This window comes from Sinorhizobium sp. 6-70 (assembly GCF_030124375.1).
Lineage (GTDB): Bacteria > Pseudomonadota > Alphaproteobacteria > Rhizobiales > Rhizobiaceae > Sinorhizobium.
This window is the reverse complement of sequence record NZ_JASKLS010000016.1, coordinates 83,545-103,156: the sequence shown is the minus strand read 5'-3', so window position 1 is coordinate 103,156 and position 19,612 is coordinate 83,545. Positions and strand designations below refer to the sequence as shown.

At 61.3% G+C, this 19,612-nt stretch carries 24 protein-coding genes, 1 tRNA gene and 1 riboswitch; of the genes, 12 read left to right on the top strand and 13 right to left on the bottom strand.

Annotation, left to right across the window (positions count from 1 at the left end; translation table 11 throughout):
* From QN222_RS25225 to phoB, 4 genes are all read left to right on the top strand, one after another.
* Positions 1-394, top strand: a 394-nt coding sequence (locus QN222_RS25225; protein ID WP_284005639.1) for an ABC transporter permease subunit, incomplete at its 5' end; no start/stop codon positions are given.
* A 13-nt stretch (positions 395-407) separates the two neighbouring features.
* Positions 408-1,223: a phosphate ABC transporter ATP-binding protein PstB gene (pstB, locus tag QN222_RS25220; protein ID WP_283964617.1), complete on the top strand. Its 816-nt coding sequence runs from the start codon at positions 408-410 to the stop codon at positions 1,221-1,223.
* Between the two features lie 146 nt (positions 1,224-1,369).
* The gene (gene phoU, locus QN222_RS25215) at positions 1,370-2,083 is read left to right on the top strand and encodes a phosphate signaling complex protein PhoU (protein ID WP_180940060.1); all 714 of its coding nucleotides are present in this window, start codon (positions 1,370-1,372) and stop codon (positions 2,081-2,083) included.
* A 225-nt stretch (positions 2,084-2,308) separates the two neighbouring features.
* Positions 2,309-2,992 (top strand): phosphate regulon transcriptional regulator PhoB, encoded by a 684-nt coding sequence (gene phoB, locus QN222_RS25210; protein WP_034797168.1) that lies wholly within the window; start codon positions 2,309-2,311, stop codon positions 2,990-2,992.
* Positions 2,993-3,061: 69 nt separating this feature from the next.
* Here phoB and QN222_RS25205 read toward each other — a convergent pair whose 3' ends face one another.
* Positions 3,062-3,580, bottom strand: a complete 519-nt coding sequence (locus QN222_RS25205; protein WP_283964616.1) for a GcrA family cell cycle regulator — start codon at positions 3,578-3,580, stop codon at positions 3,062-3,064.
* A 415-nt stretch (positions 3,581-3,995) separates the two neighbouring features.
* Between QN222_RS25205 and QN222_RS25200 the strand changes: the two genes are divergently transcribed.
* From QN222_RS25200 to QN222_RS25190, 3 genes are all read left to right on the top strand, one after another.
* The gene (locus QN222_RS25200) at positions 3,996-5,195 is read left to right on the top strand and encodes an aspartate aminotransferase family protein (RefSeq protein ID WP_283964615.1); all 1,200 of its coding nucleotides are present in this window, start codon (positions 3,996-3,998) and stop codon (positions 5,193-5,195) included.
* Between the two features lie 33 nt (positions 5,196-5,228).
* Positions 5,229-6,146 carry an ornithine carbamoyltransferase gene (argF, locus tag QN222_RS25195; RefSeq protein WP_283964614.1) on the top strand — a complete coding sequence of 306 codons (918 nt, stop codon included), beginning with the start codon at positions 5,229-5,231 and terminating at the stop codon, positions 6,144-6,146.
* Between the two features lie 271 nt (positions 6,147-6,417).
* Positions 6,418-7,413, top strand: a complete 996-nt coding sequence (locus tag QN222_RS25190) for an Hsp33 family molecular chaperone (protein ID WP_283964613.1) — start codon at positions 6,418-6,420, stop codon at positions 7,411-7,413.
* A gap of 48 nt (positions 7,414-7,461) precedes the next feature.
* On the opposite strand, the gene apaG is transcribed toward QN222_RS25190, so the two are convergent.
* Positions 7,462-7,854: a Co2+/Mg2+ efflux protein ApaG gene (apaG, locus tag QN222_RS25185; protein ID WP_153438655.1), complete on the bottom strand. Its 393-nt coding sequence runs from the start codon at positions 7,852-7,854 to the stop codon at positions 7,462-7,464.
* A gap of 110 nt (positions 7,855-7,964) precedes the next feature.
* On the opposite strand from apaG, the gene QN222_RS25180 reads away from it, so the two are divergent.
* The gene (locus QN222_RS25180; protein ID WP_283964612.1) at positions 7,965-8,579 is read left to right on the top strand and encodes a CDP-alcohol phosphatidyltransferase family protein; all 615 of its coding nucleotides are present in this window, start codon (positions 7,965-7,967) and stop codon (positions 8,577-8,579) included.
* A 153-nt stretch (positions 8,580-8,732) separates the two neighbouring features.
* On the opposite strand, the gene QN222_RS25175 is transcribed toward QN222_RS25180, so the two are convergent.
* On the bottom strand, positions 8,733-9,917 hold the full coding sequence (locus QN222_RS25175; protein ID WP_283964611.1) for an O-succinylhomoserine sulfhydrylase: 1,185 nt from the start codon (positions 9,915-9,917) through the stop codon (positions 8,733-8,735).
* Positions 9,918-9,960: 43 nt separating this feature from the next.
* Positions 9,961-10,039, bottom strand: a riboswitch (SAM riboswitch).
* 74 nt (positions 10,040-10,113) lie between these two features.
* On the opposite strand from QN222_RS25175, the gene QN222_RS25170 reads away from it, so the two are divergent.
* The 3 genes from QN222_RS25170 (at position 10,114) to QN222_RS25160 (ending at position 12,385) form a co-directional block, all read left to right on the top strand.
* Complete coding sequence (locus QN222_RS25170; RefSeq protein WP_283964610.1) at positions 10,114-11,211, top strand: 2'-deoxycytidine 5'-triphosphate deaminase; 1,098 nt, start codon at positions 10,114-10,116, stop codon at positions 11,209-11,211.
* A 94-nt stretch (positions 11,212-11,305) separates the two neighbouring features.
* Positions 11,306-11,380: transfer RNA gene (locus QN222_RS25165), tRNA-Gly, on the top strand.
* A 153-nt stretch (positions 11,381-11,533) separates the two neighbouring features.
* Positions 11,534-12,385 carry a transporter substrate-binding domain-containing protein gene (locus QN222_RS25160; RefSeq protein ID WP_283964609.1) on the top strand — a complete coding sequence of 284 codons (852 nt, stop codon included), beginning with the start codon at positions 11,534-11,536 and terminating at the stop codon, positions 12,383-12,385.
* 25 nt (positions 12,386-12,410) lie between these two features.
* On the opposite strand, the gene QN222_RS25155 is transcribed toward QN222_RS25160, so the two are convergent.
* The 5 genes from QN222_RS25155 to QN222_RS25135 all read right to left on the bottom strand — a co-directional run bounded on the left by QN222_RS25155 (position 12,411) and on the right by QN222_RS25135 (position 16,062).
* Positions 12,411-13,223 (bottom strand): sterol desaturase family protein, encoded by an 813-nt coding sequence (locus QN222_RS25155; RefSeq protein WP_283964608.1) that lies wholly within the window; start codon positions 13,221-13,223, stop codon positions 12,411-12,413.
* Between the two features lie 183 nt (positions 13,224-13,406).
* The gene (locus tag QN222_RS25150) at positions 13,407-13,817 is read right to left on the bottom strand and encodes a tellurite resistance TerB family protein (RefSeq protein WP_283964607.1); all 411 of its coding nucleotides are present in this window, start codon (positions 13,815-13,817) and stop codon (positions 13,407-13,409) included.
* A 49-nt stretch (positions 13,818-13,866) separates the two neighbouring features.
* Positions 13,867-14,709, bottom strand: coding sequence for a thermonuclease family protein (locus QN222_RS25145; protein WP_283964606.1), 843 nt, complete (start codon positions 14,707-14,709; stop codon positions 13,867-13,869).
* A 13-nt stretch (positions 14,710-14,722) separates the two neighbouring features.
* A complete protein-coding gene (locus QN222_RS25140) occupies positions 14,723-15,382 on the bottom strand; it encodes a helix-turn-helix transcriptional regulator (RefSeq protein ID WP_283964605.1) in 660 nt (219 codons plus the stop codon).
* Positions 15,383-15,546: 164 nt separating this feature from the next.
* Positions 15,547-16,062, bottom strand: coding sequence for a helix-turn-helix domain-containing protein (locus QN222_RS25135; protein ID WP_283964604.1), 516 nt, complete (start codon positions 16,060-16,062; stop codon positions 15,547-15,549).
* Between the two features lie 280 nt (positions 16,063-16,342).
* Between QN222_RS25135 and QN222_RS25130 the strand changes: the two genes are divergently transcribed.
* Positions 16,343-16,816: an SRPBCC family protein gene (locus tag QN222_RS25130; RefSeq protein ID WP_283964603.1), complete on the top strand. Its 474-nt coding sequence runs from the start codon at positions 16,343-16,345 to the stop codon at positions 16,814-16,816.
* A 28-nt stretch (positions 16,817-16,844) separates the two neighbouring features.
* Here QN222_RS25130 and QN222_RS25125 read toward each other — a convergent pair whose 3' ends face one another.
* From QN222_RS25125 to QN222_RS25105, 5 genes are all read right to left on the bottom strand, one after another.
* Positions 16,845-17,423: a threonine transporter RhtB gene (locus QN222_RS25125; protein WP_283964602.1), complete on the bottom strand. Its 579-nt coding sequence runs from the start codon at positions 17,421-17,423 to the stop codon at positions 16,845-16,847.
* A 118-nt stretch (positions 17,424-17,541) separates the two neighbouring features.
* Positions 17,542-17,955 (bottom strand): MarR family transcriptional regulator, encoded by a 414-nt coding sequence (locus tag QN222_RS25120; RefSeq protein ID WP_283964601.1) that lies wholly within the window; start codon positions 17,953-17,955, stop codon positions 17,542-17,544.
* A gap of 91 nt (positions 17,956-18,046) precedes the next feature.
* Complete coding sequence (locus tag QN222_RS25115; protein WP_283964600.1) at positions 18,047-18,532, bottom strand: nucleoside deaminase; 486 nt, start codon at positions 18,530-18,532, stop codon at positions 18,047-18,049.
* Positions 18,533-18,560: 28 nt separating this feature from the next.
* The gene (locus QN222_RS25110; RefSeq protein WP_349666170.1) at positions 18,561-18,938 is read right to left on the bottom strand and encodes a multidrug efflux SMR transporter; all 378 of its coding nucleotides are present in this window, start codon (positions 18,936-18,938) and stop codon (positions 18,561-18,563) included.
* Between the two features lie 53 nt (positions 18,939-18,991).
* A complete protein-coding gene (locus QN222_RS25105) occupies positions 18,992-19,312 on the bottom strand; it encodes a multidrug efflux SMR transporter (RefSeq protein WP_283964598.1) in 321 nt (106 codons plus the stop codon).
* Positions 19,313-19,612 lie beyond the last annotated feature (300 nt).

Genomic DNA, 19,612 nt, shown 5'->3' with positions numbered 1-19,612 from the left:
CATCGCCACGCGTGCGGCACTCAAGGCCGTGCCGCCGTCGATCCGTTCCGCGGCACTCGGTCTCGGTGCGTCGAGGATGCAGACGATCTTCCACCATGTGCTGCCGCTCGCCATGCCCGGCATTCTGACCGGCACGATTATCGGCCTTGCGCACGCACTTGGCGAAACAGCGCCGCTGCTCCTGATCGGCATGGTGGCCTTCGTGGTCGATTTTCCGGGGTCTCCGCTGGAACCCTCCACGGCACTGCCGGTGCAGATCTACATGTGGGCAAATGAGCCGGAACGCGCCTTCGTGGAGCGGACCTCGGGAGCGATCATCATTCTCCTGATCTTCCTCGTCTTCATGAACCTGGGCGCAATTCTCTTGCGGCGTCGCTTTGAGCGCCGCTGGTAGTGGGGTAAGGACTATGAACATGATGTCGGAAGCTGCAGTGGAAAAAGCTCTGGATCTGAAAATGAATACGGTGCCCTACAAGATGATCGGCAAGGATGTGTCGGTCTATTACGGCGAGAAGCGCGCGCTCTTCGACGTCAACCTCAACATCCGTGAAAACACCGTGACAGCCTTGATCGGTCCGTCGGGCTGCGGCAAGTCGACGTTTCTGCGCACCTTGAACCGCATGAACGACACGATCGAGAACTGCCGCGTGACCGGCAAGATCACGCTCGACGAGGACGACATTTACGATCCGTCGATCGACGTCGTGGAACTGCGGGCCCGGGTCGGCATGGTGTTCCAGAAGCCGAACCCGTTCCCGAAATCGATCTACGAGAACGTCGTCTACGGTCCTCGAATTCACGGTCTCGCCCGCACGAAGGCGGAGTTCGACGAGGTCGTCGAAACGAGCTTGCAAAAGGCCGGTCTTTTCAATGAGGTCAAGGATCGGCTGCACGAGCCGGGTACCGGCCTTTCCGGTGGCCAGCAGCAGCGTCTCTGCATTGCGCGCGCCGTAGCTGTCAGCCCGGAGGTGATCCTGATGGACGAGCCCTGTTCGGCGCTCGATCCGATCGCCACCGCCAAGGTCGAGGAACTCATTCACGAGCTGCGCGCCAACTTCACGATCGTCATCGTGACCCACTCGATGCAGCAGGCCGCGCGCGTCTCGCAGCGCACCGCCATGTTCCACCTCGGCAATCTCGTCGAGGAGAACGATACCGACAAGATGTTTACCAATCCGGATGACCAGCGCACGCAGGACTACATTATGGGTCGGTTCGGCTAAGCCAGGCGACCAGAGCAATTCCAGGGAAAGTGTGAAACGGTTTTCCGTCCGGAATTGTGTAAGTTCAAAGCGTTAGGTCATTTCAATGTTTCAACGGAACAAGGAAGTGATCTGGTCAACCGGTTTGCGAGTTCGAGGAACGAAACATGTCATCTACACACATCACGTCGGCCTTTGACGACGAGCTCAAATATCTGACGCGCCGCGTCTCGGAAATGGGAGGGCTTGCCGAGCAGATGGTGGCCGATTCCGTCCGGGCGCTGGTGAATTCCGACCTGGCGTTGGCGCAAAAGGTGATTTCCGACGACGCGATGCTGGACGATGCCGAACGCCAGATCGGCGACAAGGCGATCGTCACCATCGCCAAGCGTCAGCCAATGGCCTCGGATCTTCGCGAGATCATGGGGTCGATCCGTATCGCCGCCGATTTGGAGCGCGTCGGGGATCTCGGCAAGAACACTGCCAAGCGCGTGATCGCGGTCGCCGGATCCGGCATCCCGCGCAAGCTTGCGCGCGGCCTGGAGCATCTGGCGGAGTTGGCCCTGGTTCAGCTCAAGGAGGTGCTCGACGTCTACGCTTCTCGCTCGCCGGAAAAGGCGAACAGCATCCGCGAGCGCGACGAGGAGATCGACGCGATCTATACGTCGCTTTTCCGCGAACTGCTGACCTATATGATGGAAGATCCGCGCAACATCACGCCGTGCACGCATCTTCTCTTCTGCGCCAAGAACATCGAACGTATCGGCGACCACGCGACCAACATTGCCGAAACGATCTATTACATGGCGACGGGCGCCCAGCCGCAGGGCGAACGGCCGAAGGACGATAATACGTCGACGCTGGGCTCAGTGACGGACTAGAGCATCCCGCTTTCAAATGGAATCGTCGAAAGCGGATAAGATGCTCTGGAAATCAAAGTGCTAGAGCGTCCTTTGTGCGTTCATTTGAACGCACGGCGCTCTAGAGCGCCCGATAGCCGCATGCGCTGGTGCATGCGTTGATCTTGTCCTGGTCGCGATTTTTCGCGGCCCACAGAGTGTCGCGGTGGCATGATGGCACCCGCGCGTGGGAAGGAGCATGACCGAATGTTGCCGAAGATAGCCGTTGTCGAGGACGAAGAGGCGCTGAGCGTTCTCCTGCGCTACAATCTCGAGGCCGAAGGTTTCGACGTCGATACGATCTTGCGTGGAGACGAGGCTGAAATCCGGCTTCAGGAGCGGTTGCCCGATCTCCTGATCCTCGACTGGATGCTGCCCGGGGTCTCCGGCATCGAACTCTGCCGCCGGCTGCGGCAGAGGCCGGAAACGGAGCGCCTGCCGATCATCATGCTGACCGCGCGGGGTGAGGAAAGCGAGCGGGTTCGTGGCCTCGCCACCGGCGCGGACGACTATGTCGTCAAGCCGTTTTCGACGCCGGAACTGATGGCGAGGGTGAAGGCAATGCTCAGGCGTGCCAAGCCCGAGGTGCTTTCGACGCTGTTGCGTTGCGGCGACATCGAGCTCGATCGCGAGACGCACCGTGTCCACAGGCGCAGCCGCGAAGTCCGGCTCGGACCGACGGAGTTCCGGCTGCTGGAGTTCCTGATGTCCTCGCCGGGGCGTGTCTTCTCTCGCTCACAGCTTCTCGACGGCGTGTGGGGACATGACATCTATGTCGACGAGCGCACCGTGGATGTGCATGTCGGCCGTCTGCGCAAGGCGCTGAACTTCTCGAACATGCCCGATGTCATTCGCACGGTGCGCGGCGCCGGCTATTCGCTTGAGAGCTGAGCGCCGGCGGCCTGGGCATCAAAAAGGGGCGTCACCGCCCCTTTTTCAATAGCGTTCGCTTAAGGCCGGTCAGCGCATGCGGCGGCGCTCGGCGGAAGGCTGATAGGCGAGCCGCGTGTGATAGCTGCAATAGGGCGACGATTCCGGCGAGTCGTTGCCGCAGAAATGGAACTCTTCCTTCAAGGGGTCGCCGATCGGCCACTTGCAGGTGCGCTCCGTGAGCTCCGTCAGGCCGAGGCGCCGCGACATCGGGACGACGACGTTCGGTGCGAGTTCGAGGTCCTGATCGGCGACGAGATCGACTTCGATCTCTTCCTTGAGGACGGTGGCGCCAGCGGTGCGGGTGACGGTGCGGGTGGCGACGCGCGCGGCATAGTTCGGCGCCCGGGGGGCGGACGTGGTGCGCTTGGGGCGTGCGGCAGTGGTCGCGCCGCCGGCCTTGGCCCGGCCCGGCAGGCTCAGCCGGTGAACCTTGCCGATCACGGCGTTGCGGCTGACGCCGCCCAGTTGAGCTGCGATCTGGCTGGCGCTCAGGCCTTCGGACCACAGCTTCTTCAGTTTCTCCACCCGCTCGTCAGTCCAGTTCATTTCTGCACTCCCCGTTCTCGGCGTTGGATGGCAGAATCCATCACCAAGCTCCGGAAAACTCCGGAGCTGCAACGCGATAACTCTTTTGGTGACTAGGTCCGCCGCATGCGTCTAGTAATTGAATATTAACCTACTGGCAGGGTGACTCCGTGGCAAGAGTCGCGGGAATCGCGCCGAATCGATTTCGGAGTTTTCCCCAACTTGCTGGCTGGCCGTTGCATTTTTGCAAGCCCCCGCGGCATGTTTTTTCACGCGTCGGAATCCGCGCGTTCAAGCTCGCTGCAAGCCTTGGTTTTGTTGACATTGCGGTGCGAAATAGGAATAGTGCCTGCGCCGCCGAAAGGCGGCATTTTTGATTTTTATCGGGCGCGATCGCCCGATACCGATGCCAACAGGACGGAAGGAGAAGTTCGCCATGGCCGCAACAACGCCGCTCTACGACACCTATATGCGCGCGCCGTTGCGTTTCGAGCGAGGCGAAGGCGCCTGGCTCATTGCCGAGGACGGCTCGCGCTATCTCGATTTTGCCGCCGGCGTTGCCGTGAATTCGCTTGGCCATGCCCATCCGCACCTCGTCGAGGCGCTGAAGGCGCAGGCGGACAAGGTCTGGCACCTTTCCAATCTCTATGAAATTCCGGGCCAGGAAAGCCTGGCGCGCCGGCTGACGGCGGTGACCTTCGCCGACCGCGTGTTCTTCACCAATTCGGGTGCGGAAGCGCTGGAATGCGCCATCAAGACCGCGCGCCGCTATCATTTCGCCAAGGGGAATCCGGAAAAATTCCACGTCATCACCTTCGAAGGCGCCTTCCACGGCCGCACGATCGCGACGATCGCAGCCGGTGGCCAACAGAAGTACATCGAGGGGTTCGGACCAAAGGCACCGGGCTTCTACCAGGTTCCCTTCGGCGACATCGCCGCGGTCAAGGATGCGATCAACGACGAAACGGCGGCGATCCTGGTCGAGCCGATCCAGGGTGAGGGCGGTATCCGCCCGGCCAGCAAGGAGTTTCTGCAGGAGTTGCGGGCGCTTTGCGACGAATTCGGCCTGCTTCTGATCTTCGACGAGGTTCAGACCGGCATTGGCCGGACCGGCAAGCTCTTCGCCTATGAGTGGGCCGGCATCCGGCCCGATATCATGGCGGTCGCCAAGGGCATCGGCGGCGGCTTTCCGCTGGGCGCCTGCCTGGCGACCGAAGAAGCGGCCGCCGGCATGGTCACCGGCACGCACGGTTCGACCTATGGCGGCAATCCGCTGGCAATGGCGGTCGGAAACGCAGTCCTCGACGTCGTTCTCGCCGACGGGTTCCTGGAGCAAGTGCGTGAAGTCGCGCTCGTCTTCCGGCAGGGGCTCGCATCGCTCAAGGACCGTTTCCCGGATGTGATCGAGGAAATCCGCGGCGATGGGCTGATGCTCGGTATCAAGGCAAAAGTGCCCTCGGCCGACCTGTTGAAAGCGATGCGCGCCGAGAAGCTGCTTGCGGTTCCGGCCGGCGAAAACGTGCTGCGCCTGCTGCCGCCGCTGATCACCACCGCGGCCGAGGCCCGAGAAGGGCTCGCAAGGATCGAGCGCGCCGCTGAAGCGGTCAGGAGCAACAACGGCAACGCCGCGGCCTGATCGGCCCGACTTTTACGACAGGAATTCTTGAGCATGACAGGTACCAGACATTTTCTCGACATCTCGGCGATGGCGGCTGGCGACTTGAGGACCATCATCGACGACGCACGCGTTCGCAAGACGGCGACCAAGGACGGCACTGCCGAACGCCCGCTTGCCGGCAAGATGCTCGCGATGATTTTCGAGAAGCCCTCCACCCGCACGCGCGTCTCGTTTGACGTCGGCATGCGCCAGCTCGGCGGCGAGACCTTGTTCCTTTCCGGAACTGAAATGCAGCTCGGCCGGGCCGAGACGATCGGCGACACCGCCAAGGTGCTTTCGCGCTATGTGGACGCGATCATGATCCGCACGACCGACCATCGGCGGCTGCTGGAGCTTGCCGAACACGCGACGGTGCCGGTCATCAACGGCCTGACCGACGATACGCATCCCTGTCAGATCATGGCCGACATCTTGACGTTCGAGGAGCACCGCGGACCGGTCAAGGGCAAGACGATCGCCTGGACCGGCGACGGCAACAACGTCCTTCATTCGCTGATCGAAGGCTCTGCGCGTTTCGGATATCGCATGAACATGGCGGTACCGCTCGGTTCCGAGCCGCAGGACAAATTCCTCAACTGGGCGCGTAACAATGGCGGCGATGTCCTGCTCTGCCATGAGGCGGAGCAGGCCGTTGCCGGCGCCCATTGCGTCGTCACCGACACCTGGGTATCGATGAACCAGGAGCACCGCGCGCGCGGCCACAATGTTTTCCAGCCATATCAGGTCAACGAGGCCTTGATGAAGCACGCTCACCCGGACGCGCTGTTCATGCACTGCCTGCCGGCGCACCGCGGCGAAGAGGTGACCGACGAGGTCATCGACGGCCCGCAATCGGTCGTTTTCGACGAGGCGGAAAATCGGCTGCACGCACAGAAATCGATCCTTGCCTGGTGTATGGGTATCGTCTGAGGAAGCGGTAGCGATCTTTAGAAGCCGAGACTGCTATTGAATTTATCGAGCTGAAACACAATTTAGGCGGCAAGCGGGCGGCTTCGGTTCTGTTGCCGGGTGTGGCCGCCATCAGCCATTGTGCATTGCGGGCGCGTGCTGCGCACCGCCGGAATGCATATGCCTTCTGGACAAATTCGATCGCGACAAGGTCAAATGAGATGGCGGGCAGGGTGCGCCGGGGATGTCGATGTCCCCACGCAGCTTTCGCCCGCGATGCAAGGAGCAAGATATGACAGAAACAGCACGGGGGCTTGGCGAATTCGATTTTGCCGGTGACGACCATGTCGTGCCTTTCCACGTTGAGGGGCTCGATGTGCGCGGACGCGCCGTGCAGCTCGGGCCGATGCTCGATGCCATCCTCGAGCGGCACAACTATCCGCTGCCGGTGGCGCGTCTGGTCGCAGAGACAGTGGTGCTGACGGTACTGCTCGGCACGTCGCTGAAGTTCGAGGGCAAGCTGATCGTTCAGACGCAGGGCGATGGCCCGGTCGATCTCGTGGTCGCGGACTTTTCGACCCCGGATCGGGTCCGCGCCTATGCTCGCTACAGCCAGGAAGCCCTGGCCGCAGCCGAGCAGGGTGGACGCACAGAGCCGCATGAGCTCCTCGGCAAAGGAGTTCTTGCCTTCACCATCGACCAGGGCGCTCACATGCAGCGCTACCAGGGTATTGTCGAACTCGACGGTGCAACGCTCGAGGAAATCGCCGGCGCCTATTTCCGCCAGTCGGAGCAGATCCCGACTAAGGTGCGTCTTGGTGTCGCCGAGCTTCTTGATCGCGACGAGAACGGAAAGCCTCGGCACCGCTGGCGCGCTGGTGGTATGGTTGCCCAGTTCCTGCCGGATGCCCCGGAACGCATGCGCCAGCCGGACCTTCCGGGCGGCGATGGCGACGAAGGCGAAGCTCTCCAGCTCTTCACGGAGGATGATCTCTGGTCGGAGGCCAAGGTGATGGTCGAGACGATCGACACCGACGAACTGACCGATCCGACCGTCGGAACGGAAAGGCTGCTCTACCGGCTGTTCCACGAGCGCGGGGTTCGTGTCTATCAGCCGCAAGCGGTCTATGATCGGTGCAGCTGTTCGCGCGAGAAGATCCGGGGCGTATTGGCAGGGCTCGACCGCGAGGATATTGAAAGCAGCATCGAGGACGGGGTGATCAAGGTGACGTGCGAGTTCTGCTCCACCACCTATCGTTTCGAGGCGAGCGAAGTGCGCCCCCAGTGAGGCGGCTCGACTGATGCTTCCTAACTGATGCTCCTGTAGGGCCGCACCTCAGTTCAGGGTGCGGACCAGCCCGGGCGAATCGAGCGAGAAGGCGGGGATCGCCACATTGAAGGTCTCCCCGTCCTCGGCCTCCATGCTGTAGTGGCCGAACATGACGCCCGAGGGTGTATCGAGCGGGCAGCCGGAGGAATATTCGTAAGTGTCGCCGGGATTGAGCAGAGGCTGCTCGCCGATCACGCCGGGGCCACTCACCTCGTCCACCTGGCCGTTCTCGTCGGTGATGTGCCAGTAGCGGGTCATCAGGCGAACCGTGATGTCGGAATGGTTCGATATGACGATGCGGTAGCCCCAGACATAGCGGCTATCGTCCGGATCCGACTGTTCTTCCAGATAGTACGGCTCCACCGTGACTTCGATGTCGCGAGTCAGGGCACGATACATGTGCAACACCTTATGCCAAATCTATTCAGCTATTCTACTGCAATATGGTTTAGGCAAGAATAACAGCAAGATTGCATGAGTCCCATTCAAATTAGACGGAGCCGAGATCCATGCTCGATGGCGCGGTGCGCAGGCGGCTTGATCCGCTTCTTGACCGGCTGGGCGTTGCTCTCGTCAGGCGCGGCGTGAGGGCTGACACCATCACGATTTTCGGTCTTGGCCTCGGACTGGCGGCCGCTGGCCTCATCGCATATCGGTTCTATCTCGCCGGCGCGGTGATGATCCTGCTCAGCCGGCTGTGCGACGGTCTCGACGGGGCCGTGGCGCGCGCCAGCCGCCGCACGGATTTCGGCGGGTTTCTCGATATTGTCCTCGATTTCGCCTTCTATGGTGCAATCCCGCTCGCCTTCATCGTCGCGGATCCCGCCAGAAACGGCCTTGCCGGCGCCTTCCTGCTTTTCTCCTTTTATGTCAACGGATCGAGCTTTCTCGCCTATGCCATCATGGCCGAGAAGCGCGCAATGACGACCAGCGTGCGCGGAGCAAAGTCGCTCTATTTCACGACCGGGCTCGCCGAGGCGACCGAGACCATCGTTGTTTTCGTGGCCTTCTGCCTGCTTCCCGGGTGGTTCCCACCCATTGCGGCAGTGTTCGCGGTCGTCTGCCTCTACACAGCCGTATCGAGGATTGTTCTTGCCCGCCTCAGCTTGTTTGAGCAGCAATAAAGAAGCCGCCCGCGTTTCCACGGGCGGCATCAGCCAGAGCAATTCCAGGAAAAGTGTGTAACGGTTTTCCGTCCGGAATTGCGTAGTTTCAACGAGTTAGATCATTTCAGTGTTTCAATGAAACAATGAAATGATCTAGAAACAGCGGTTTGATCAGGCCTTCACGCTCTTCAACGCGCGGGCGAAATCCTCGACCAGATCCGCGCTGTCCTCGATGCCGGCGGAGAAGCGCACGGTGCCGGCGGAAATGCCGAGTTCGGCGCGAGCTTCCTCCGTCAGGTTCTTGTGCGTTGTCGTGGCCGGATGGGTGATCAGGCTCTTGGAATCACCGAGATTGTTGGAGATCCGGACGATTTCCAATGCGTTCTGAAGCGCGAAGGCCGCTTCCTTGCCGCCCTTCAGTTCGAACGCCACCAGCGTCGAGCCGCCACTCATCTGTTTGGCGATGATATCCGCCTGCGGATGGTCCTTGCGGCCAGGATAGATGACGCGGCCGACCTGCGGCTGCTCGGCGAGGAAGTCGGCGATCCGGCGGGCGCTTTCCGTCTGCTGCTTCACGCGCAGAGGAAGCGTCTCGACACCCTTGAGCAATGTCCAGGCGTTGAACGGCGACATGGCCGGGCCGGTATGGCGGAAATAATCGTGCAGGTTTTCGTCGATCCATTCCTTGCTGGAAAGCACGACGCCACCGAGGCAGCGGCCCTGGCCGTCGATGTGCTTGGTGGCGGAATAGACGACGACATGGGCGCCGAGTTCGAGCGGCTTCTGGAAGAGGGGGGTCGCGAACACATTGTCGACGACCAGCTTGGCGCCGATCTGATCGGCGAGCTTGGCGACGCCTGCAATGTCGATCACTTCGAGCGTCGGATTGGTCGGGCTCTCCAGGAAGAAGACCTTCGTGTTCGGGCGAACCGCTTTCTCCCAGTTTGCGAGATCGCGGCCGTCGACGAGCGTACATTCGACACCGTATTTGGGCGCAAGGGTCTCCACGACCCAGCGGCACGAACCGAAAAGCGCGCGGGCGGCGACGATGTGATCGCCCGCCTTAACCTGGCACAGGATCGCCGAGGCAACGGCCGCCATGCCGGAGGCGGTGGCTCGGGCGTCTTCGGCCCCTTCGAGCATGCACATGCGCTTTTCGAACATGTCGTTGGTCGGACTGCCGTAGCGCGCATAAATGAAGCCGTCGGTCTCGCCCTTGAAGCGGGCTTCCGCCGCTTCGGACGTTTCGTAGACGAAACCCTGTGTCAGAAAGATCGCTTCGGAGGTTTCGCCGTATTGCGAACGGAGCGTTCCGCCGTGGACGAGTTGGGTTGCCGGGCGCCAGGTCTTGCTCATGCGACAATCACTTTCAAAACAAAAAACCGGCCGCGAAAACGGGCCGGTTTGACACCCGGCCATTTTAGCTACTTGTTTAACGTGGCTGCAAGCCGACCGGCCAAATCACCACGGGATAAAGCTCCAATACTGCCTGGCCGTGCTTGCGTCAATTCCCGGAGTTTGGTTTTGTCTGGCAACTGGAATGAGGATCGGTATGGCTCGCGAGACAGGGATTTTGGCCGACCGCGCAATTGCCGCGCTGTTTGCCACGGGACGCTTGAAAAGCGAGAGACCGCTGGATGAGGACCAGATCCAGCCGGCGAGCCTCGATCTGCGCCTCGGCGCCAAGGCGTTTCGCGTCCGGGCGAGCTTCATGCCCGGGCCGGCGCATCTTGTCGCCGACAAGCTCGATCGCCTGAAACTGCATGTCATTGATCTCACCGATGGCGCGGTGCTGGAGACCGGCTGCGTCTATGTCGTGCCGCTGATGGAAAGCCTCGCACTACCGGAAAACATGTCGGCCTCCGCCAATCCGAAAAGCTCGACCGGTCGCCTCGATATCTTCACGCGCGTCATCACCGACAGGGCGCAGGAGTTCGACAAGATCCCAGCCGGGTACAGTGGCCCGCTCTATCTGGAAATCAGCCCGCGCACCTTCCCGATCGTCGTCAGGCGCGGCTCGCGCCTATCGCAGATCCGCTTCCGCGTCGGGCACGCCGTGCTCTCCGAACAGGAGTTGCTGGCGCTGCACGAAAGCGATGTGCTCGTGGCAAGCGAGCGGCCCAACGTCACTGGCGGCGGCATTGCGCTCTCGATCGATCTCAAGGGCACCGGTCCGGACGGCCTCATAGGCTACCGCGGTAAGCACCACACCTCGGTGGTCGATGTCGACAAGAAGGCGGAACATCCGGTCTTCGACTTCTGGGAGCCGCTTTACAGCCGAGGTCGCGACGATTTGATCCTCGATCCGGACGAGTTCTATATCCTCGTCTCGCGCGAGGCCGTCCATGTCCCGCCGCTTTACGCGGCCGAAATGACGCCCTTCGATCCTCTGGTCGGCGAGTTCCGCGTCCACTATGCCGGATTCTTCGATCCGGGCTTCGGGCACGCCTCGGCCGGCGGCAGCGGCAGCCGGGCGGTGCTGGAGGTCCGCAGCCACGAAGTGCCGTTCATCCTGGAGCACGGCCAGATCGTCGGCCGCCTCGTCTACGAGCACATGATGGAGCGGCCGGAAGGTCTGTATGGCCTCGATCTCGGCTCGAACTATCAGGCGCAAGGCCTGAAGCTTTCCAAGCATTTTCGCGCCGAGTGAGCCTGCTGCAGTGACCTTTTGTGCGTCTAATAGCGCGCACTGCGCTGTAGACGCTTGACAGATCGCGGCCGTTGATGAAATTTCCGCTTCTGTCGCGGGTGTAGTTCAGTGGTAGAACGCCAGCTTCCCAAGCTTGATGTCGTCGGTTCGATCCCGATCACCCGCTCCACTTTTCTTATGCATTCCAACGATATGATGGAAATTCCCGGAAGGCTCGTCTCGTCGAGGTTCCTGTAGCCAGTCGGGCAACATCTCGATAATCTTTGGCAAACCAAACCGAATCCGCGTGCTCTGAGGCCGCGGCTCCAAGTATCGGATCGTAATGACGCGTGCTCTGAGTCTACGAATTTACGGCATCCTCGCGCTCTGCGCCTTCCTCATCGCCGAACCGGTGCTTGCGCAACCGCGAGATCTGCCCCTCCTTTTCGACGCCCGCGAACGTATCGCCCGGCCGGACCTGACAGGTCTTGCACGGCTTCGTTTTTTGACGACGGTCGATTTTCCTCCGTTCAATTTCATCGACCAATCGGGCAAGCTTTCGGGCCTCCACGTCGATCTCGCGCGCGAAATCTGCCGCGAGCTTGAGATCGAGGACAAATGTCAGATTCAGGCGGTGACCTACGCGGAACTCATCCCGGCGCTCGAGCAAGGCCAAGGCGAGGCCGTGGCCGCGGGTATCGCGGTTCGCCCGGAGCTGCGCCAGCGTTTCGCCTTCTCCAGGGCCTTCATGCAGTTGCCGGCTCGCTTTGCTGTCAACACCAAGGCCGAAGATCTCGTGACGAACACGGCCGCGCTTGACGGCAAGCCCGTCGGCGTCGTTTCCGGCACGACCCACGAGGCCATGCTCAAGGCGTTTTTTCCGAAGGTCGAGGCCAAGGCCTTTCCGGACCGGGATGCAATGCTCTCCGCATTGCGGCAGGGTTCGGTTGCAGCCGTCTTCTCCGACGGCATGCAGCTCTCGTTCTGGGTTTCGGGCAGCGTCGCCGGTGGATGCTGCGCCTTGCTTGACGGCGCCTATTTCTCTGAACGTTTTCTCGGCGAAGGTTTGACCATCATGAACCGCAAGGCCGAGCCGGCATTGACCCAGGCGATCGATCACGCCTTGCTGGCGCTGTCGCGCAGCGGCAGGCTCGACGAGATCTATCTGCGCTATTTTCCGAACGGTATCTATTGACTGAAATGGAGCCGTCCGTCTCGCCCTATCCGCGCCGGAAGGGCAGCATCAGCGACCAGACGAGTTTGATCGGCGCGTCGCGCCCATAAGCCTTGAGGCCCGTCTCGATGGCATCGTCGCCGCTCGCCGGTTGTGCCACATAGGTGGAGAACAGCCGGTCCCAGATGGAAAGGTTGAAGCCGTAGTTGGAATCCGTCTCGACCCTCTCGACGGAGTGGTGGATGCGGTGCATGTCCGGCGTGACGATGAAACGCCGCAGCCACCTCTCGATCTTGGGCGGCAGCCGCAGATTGGCGTGATTGAACATGGCGCCGGCGTTGAGCACGATTTCGAAGAGCAGCACGGACAGTGCGGGGGCGCCAAGCGCGACAATGATCGCCGCCTTCCAGACCATCGACAGCAGAATCTCCAAGGGATGGAAACGGAGCGCGGTCGTCAGGTCGACGCCAGGATCGGCATGGTGGACGCGATGGATGCGCCAGAGGATCGGCAGCTTGTGGGAGATGACGTGCTCCAACCAGACGGCAAAGTCCAGCGCGACGAAGGCGATGAGGCCGGAAAGCAGCGCTGGGACGCCCAATGCGGGCAGCGCCCCGTATCCGCGTGCGTCGGCCCAGAGCGCAACGCCCGTGGCTGCGGCCGGAAAGACGATGCGCAGGAACAGCGAAGAGAGAAGGAGGATCGAAAGGTTCGTCGCCCAACGACGGGCCTTCAACGCCTTCACGAGCTCCGGTCGCTCCAGGCGCGGATGAGAGAATTCGACAAGCGCGAGGAGGGCGAAGGCAGTGGCAAAGGCGATGATGCGCCAGAGCGGTTCCGCAACACCGTAAAACAGCATTCGTTTAGACCTCGTCGATGCGCTCCAGTCGCACAGAACGACGCGCAGCCTTCTGCCGTAGCAGTTCTGCTGCATGTTTCCTTAAATTGTAGCCAATTCAAGGATAAAACATGCAGCAATTCAAAGTGCTACAGCGTCCTTTGCGCGTCTTATTAGACGCGCGGCGCTGTCGCGTCAGAGGCTCTACTTCCGGAAGCGTGCGATTGCGCCGCGTTCGATGCCCGCGCAGGTCAGCTTGTCGAGACCCAGCCGGTCGCGCAGCAATTGCAGGAGCCGGATTTCCTCGTTGCGAATGCGCTGATCCGCGGCAGCAAGCTCCACGGCGAGCGCATACGCCGTGTCATAAAGCCGTTGCGGAAGGGCCTCCCGGACCATTTCAAGGACTATGTCGAGGCCCTCCGGCGCAGCGAGCTGGGCCGAGCACTCGCGGCCAATATCGATCAGCCGGTTCTCATCGAAACCGTCGAAGGCGGGCAGAAATTGGACGAGCTCGCCGATGCGGGCAAATTCGTCGTCGGTCATGTGCCGATCGACAGCGGACATCATCACCATGACATAGATGAAGGCTTCGTGCTGGCTGAGGCTTGTAGGCATTTTGTCCGGTCTCCTATGAGGGAGGGCAGTTAGGAATTTCGGGTGGGGCTTACAAGTCCGGTGCCGTGTCCTCCGGTACCGTCGCATCAGGTACCGTGGCCACCGGTGGTTCATCGATGATGAGCGGCGCGCGGCTCAGATCGCGCGGGTCGTTGCCGTAGAAGCCGAGCTTTGCGCTTCGGGCGGCTTCCGCCTTGGCCTCAAGCGAGGTGCCGGGCAGCGGCGTCGCCCAACCGTTGCTGACCAGCCATTCCGCCGGGTTCTCGTTCCCGACCTTGCAGGCCGTTGTGACGGTCTTCTCGGAACTTTCTTCGGGCTGATCGCAGACGAGCGCGCGCGCCCTCAGGAAGTTGCGAAAGGCGGTGCGCGCGACCATGCCGCAGGGCCAGCTGCGGCCGTTGCCCTCGCAGGTTTTCTCGGCGTTTTCCGGTTCGATATCCTTGAGCTGGACGGTTGTGTCGCCCGAGCGGATCAATCCGGCGGCAAGCGCGACCGGACGCTGGAAGATCATCGTGGTCGCTGCCGCCTTTTGCTTCGGTTCGGAGAGCGGCGGCCGCGGTGCAATGCGCTCGAGCGGTTGTGCGACCCCGTCCTGCGGCACAGCAAAAAGCTGCGGTTCGATTGTCCGTGCCGGCAGTCGGTCGACCTTTCCGGCACCTGCCTTCTGCTCAGGTACTGCTTGAGACTTGGTCACTGCTTGCGGCGGTGGGGCGGTGGGCATCTCCGCCGGCGGTTCCTGGGCCTCGATCGTTGCCACATCCGGCGTTTCGAGGGGAAAATCCGGTCCGGCACTTTCCTGGCCACGGATCGCGGCGAGACCGGCCCAGAGAATCCCGGCGTAAAGCAGCAGGGCGACAAGCCCGCCAGCAATTGTGAACGACTGCTGCCGCATCAGGAAAGATATCCTACTGGCTGGCCCAGATGATCCGGGCGATCCACTCCACGTCTGACATTTCGAAATTGCGATTCGGGTGATCCGGGTTGAGCGACAGCAGTTCGATGCCGCGCGCCGTTTGCCGGGACAATACTTTCGCCATCACCTCGCCCTCGCAGGTCTTGACGACGACACGGTCGCCGCGCCGCGCCTGTGCGGTCGGATCGACAATCAGAATATCACCGTCGCGATAAAGCGGCAGCATGCTGTCGCCCTGGATTTCCAGCGCGTAGATGCCAGAGCGGCGCTCAAGCGCTGCAGGAAAGTCGACCACGTCCCAGCCTTGACCGGCGGGGAACCCGCCGTCGTCGAAGAAGCCGCCGGCGCCCGCCTGCGCGAAGCCAATGAGTGGGATGTCGGCCGATTGCTCCCGCTCGTCCGCCGGCATGCCTATTCCCGTTGCCGGGCGCATGAGGGCCATGAACTGGTCGAGGGACGAACCGGTTGCCTCCAGGACCTTCGAGATCGATTCCGTCGAGGGCCAGCGGTCCCGACCGTCGGCGGATTGGCGCTTCGACTTGTTGAAGGATGTCGGATCGAGGCCGGCGCGACGCGCCAGGCCGGACGGCGACAGCCGATGACGCTCGGCCAGCGCGTCAATGGCGCGCCAGATGCTGTCGTGTGAAAGCATTCGATCCAACTCCGGAAGGGCGAGGGACGCCATTCCTTCCGCCTCTCCGCCCTAGATTAGCGAAGCAGGGAATGGCCGTAAAGAATGCGAAGGAAAATAGTCCTTTGTCGGCTGTAGCGCCGCGCGTCTTATCAGACGCGCAAAGGACGCTGCAGTGGCTGCGGTCAGGCGAGCTCCCGCTCCTTTGCCGTCCTTGCCATGACCTGCTCATAGGCGGCCTGCAGCGTCTGTCGCACCGTGGGCCCGTCTGGAGCCGAAGGCGTGGCGCCGAGATGCTCGACCCTGAGTTCGTCCATGAATCGATCCCAGAGTTCCGGCCCGCCTTCCTCCATCAGTTGCGCGCGGATGCTCAGCTCTTCGCTGACCGGCAGATAACGCCGGCCCCAGGCCCCGAGATGCGCCATGATCGGCACCAATGCGATCGTCATCTCGGTGAGGCTGTAGATCGCCTTCTGCTTGTGGCTGGGATCGTCTCTCTTCGTCAGCATGCCCATTTCCACCAGCGTCTTCAGCCGATCGGCGAGAATGTTGGAGGAAATGCCCTCCTGCGAGCGGAGGAGTTCGCGGAAATGCCGTTTGCCGCCGAAAATCATGTCCCGGATGATCAGCAAACTCCATTTGTCACCGAAGACTTCGAGCGAGAGATTGATCGGGCAACCGGAGCGATGGTCGTCTGTCATGCTGGTCCCTGTAGAACACGATGTAGATCACGATGATTTTGCGACTGTACCCAAGATCATGAACGTGAACGATTCTGGCAAGTTGAGATGCGGGATGCTGGCGGGGCCGTTTGCACCTTTCCACATCGGACTAACTGCTTGCATTATCGCATCAGTGGCGTTACTTTGCAACTGCTTTCAATTCGAGATCAGAATGTCGCCGACTGACGCAGTCGTGGGATTGCAGTCAATGACGTCGGCCTCGAAAGGCCGGGCGCGGCCATCGAAGAGGAGGAAGACCGTGGCAAATCCATCCGCAGAGCACGCAAGTTTCACCATAGAACGTCTCTTCAAGGCATCACCCGAGCGGGTTTTTCACGCTTTTGCCGATCCTGCAACGAATGACCGATGGTTCGTCAAGGGCGACAATTGGCCGGTAGCGGAATACCGGCACGACTTCGGCGTGGGCGGGCGGGAAAGCGGCCGTTTCAGCCAGGACGGCAAGACCTTCTATTTCAACGAGACCGTCTATCTCGACATCGTCGAGAACCGGCGGATCGTCTCGGCCTACACCATGGCGAAGGATGATCGGCGGATTTCTGCCTCCATCGCCACCGTCGACCTCGTGCCCGAAGGCAAGGGCACCCGCGTCATCTTCACCGAACAGGCGGCCTTTCTCGACGGGCTGGATAAGGTCGAATATCGCCGGCAAGGGTGGGAGCAGTTGATCGGACTTCTTGCGGCCGAACTCGGCGAAACGGCGGCGGCGGCCTGACGTCGCGGCGCGATTTTGTCGAATAGCCTTACAGCATCGAAGCAAGTGCGCTGCCGGCCATGCCGAAGGAGAACACAACGAGGCAGGCGGCAGCGATGCGGCGGGGCAGCCGCGGACCGATCGGCTGTCTCGGTAACCGCGCAAGGAAGGTGCCGGCGATGATCCAGAGCGAGCCGGCACTCACAACCAGCGCTGCGAAAGCGGCAAGCCAGGGCAGCATCGCTACCAGTCCCACCTGCGGCATGATCGCCAGCGCGATAATCAGCCCCTTCGGATTGAGCACGGTGGTGATGAACACCTGCCCGAGAGTGACCGGCCGGACTGCAGCCTCGCCTATCGGAGTCCAGAGTGCATAAGCCATGAAAAGGATCCAGCAGGCGGCGGCGAGCTTGACGATAAGGCCGATCCCCGGGTGGGCGGACATGAACGGCGCGGCGAGGGCGGCGACCGGTACGATCACCGTCAGATAACCACCGAGCTCGCCAAGAAGCAGCGGAGCCGAACGCCGCACGCCGGTGGACGCACCGGAAAGCCACAGCAGCGTGTTGGTCGGCCCAGGTGTTGCCAGGAGCAGGAGGATCGCGAGTACGAACTGGAGTGGCTGCATGGACGCGGTTCCGGCTGTTGGTCTCTCCATATGCCGTAGCGCATCCGCTACCCCGCCAACTTGACTTCGGTCAACTGCACGCCCGAGGATTTCGCGGTCGCGCTGCCCTCTCAGTGGGTCAAGCCCGAGCCTCGATGTACCTTGCTGCCAGCAGGTCCTCGCAACCATGTTCCATAAGCGCCGCGTCAAGCGCCTTCTCGTAATCCGGTTGCGCACTTTCAAGGCGGGCACGCCCCTTGTCGGTAAGAACCGTATAAACCCCGCGCTTGTCGTCCGGGCAGAGATCGCGAATGGTGAGCCCTCCGCGTTCCAGACGCTCGACCATCCGTGAAACCGAGCTTTGGTTGAGGCGCAAATGTGCGGCCAGTTCCTGCATGCGAAGCTCGCAATCCGGCGAACGCGCCAGAACCTCCAGTGCGCGATACTCTGAAAGTCCGAGCCCATGCCCCGCTTGAAGAACCTTGCCGAGCTCGGCTTCGACATTGGCGACAGCCTGAATCAATTTGAGCCATGCATCGCTTTTCTTGGACATGATTTGGTGCAGGCTCCTCTCTTGGCAATGCGCGGGACAGGATTCAATATGTATGTCCATGCAAGCGAGAACTCAAGAAGAGACCGCTTTTCTAGAGCGCACGCTGGAGGGCGCGAAAATCGAGGAACGGACGCAAGCCGTCCGGCACGGTAAGCTTCCTCGCGGCTGGCAACTGCCAAGTCTGAGGATCATCGGCGAACAGTGCGTATGTGCCCCGATAGTCGAACCCATGCGCTGCCGCCTCGTCTCGATCAACAGCAAAGAACACCTGTGAGATGCCCGCGTATAGCGCGGTCATGTAACACATCGCGCAAGGCTCTCCCGAGGCCAAAAGCGTCGTCCCGTGAAGATAGGGAGTTCCATGCGCACGGCACGCATCGCGGATCGCCTCCACCTCCGCATGCGCGGTCGGGTCGTGGTGTCCTTGGACGCGGTTGACGCCGCGTCCAAGAATGTTCCCGTCGGCGTCGACCACGAAAGCCGTGAATGGTTTGCCTCCGCCATGGACGTGCTTCACGGAGAAGGCGACCGCCTCCTCCATGAGCTGCATCACGCGGGTGGAAGGATCTCTGGACACTCAGATTTCTCCCCACAGATTGCGAGAACTAGCGTAGCTCTGCCCGGAGCTTGGCGCTGTCAGCGAGTTTCAGCCAGACGACACCGCCGATGATGACGGCCAGCCAGAACGCCTGGATCAGAGTGAGCGGCTGGTTGAGCAGGACGCTGCCAAAGACCGCCGCCCCTACGGCGCCGATGCCTGCCCAGACCGCGTAACCAATGCCGACGTCGATCGTTCGCAGGGCTGCGCTCAGAAAATACAGAGTGAGCAGAAAGAAGACGATGGCGGCGATCGACCAGCTCAACACGGTGAACGCCTCGCTGCCTCCTACGCTGAGGGCATAGCCGATCTCGAAGACCCCGGCGACCAGCAGCATAGCCCATGCCCGCCCGTTGTTTTCGTTCCTTTGGACTGTTGTCATGATGTTCGATTCCTTTCAGGTCGAGTCGGAGCTTGAATGCATGCAAGCGCGTCCGGTCATGCCGCGCCGCTGAGCCGCAGGCCGACGACGCCTCCGATCACAAGGACGATTCCAAGGATCTTCCTCCAGTCCAGGCGTTGTCCGAAGAACAGTGCGCCCAGAATGACGATCCCGACGCCTGCTATGGATGTCCACATTGCGTAACCGACGCCAACATCGAAATTGAGGAGTGCGAGACTGAGGAAGAAGGTAGCGATCACTCCGCTGACGAGTGTAGCTCCGGTCCACCAAGGTCGGGTGAAGCCCTTTGCATTCCCTGCAGAAATCGCGACGGCGATCTCAAAGATCACGGCGACCGCCAGATACAACCAGTGCATGATTATCCTCCAGTAATGTTGTGATATTGGCCAGTGATGTTGTGATGTTGACGGCGAAAGCTCACCAGCTAATGCGGATGTCCCAATCGTCGGTCACTTCGGATAGCGCCCGCTCCGCAAGCAGGGACACACATCGTCGGAATAGACGATTACCGCAGGCATCTGATCTCCCACATTATTGTATGTGCATGCAGATTCATGGAGGACCGTTTGATGGGTGTCAATATATTTGCATGCGCAAGCAAACACAAAAGGGTGAACGCGCGATTGGCGGGGCGCCGGTGGCGATGAGTCGGATGG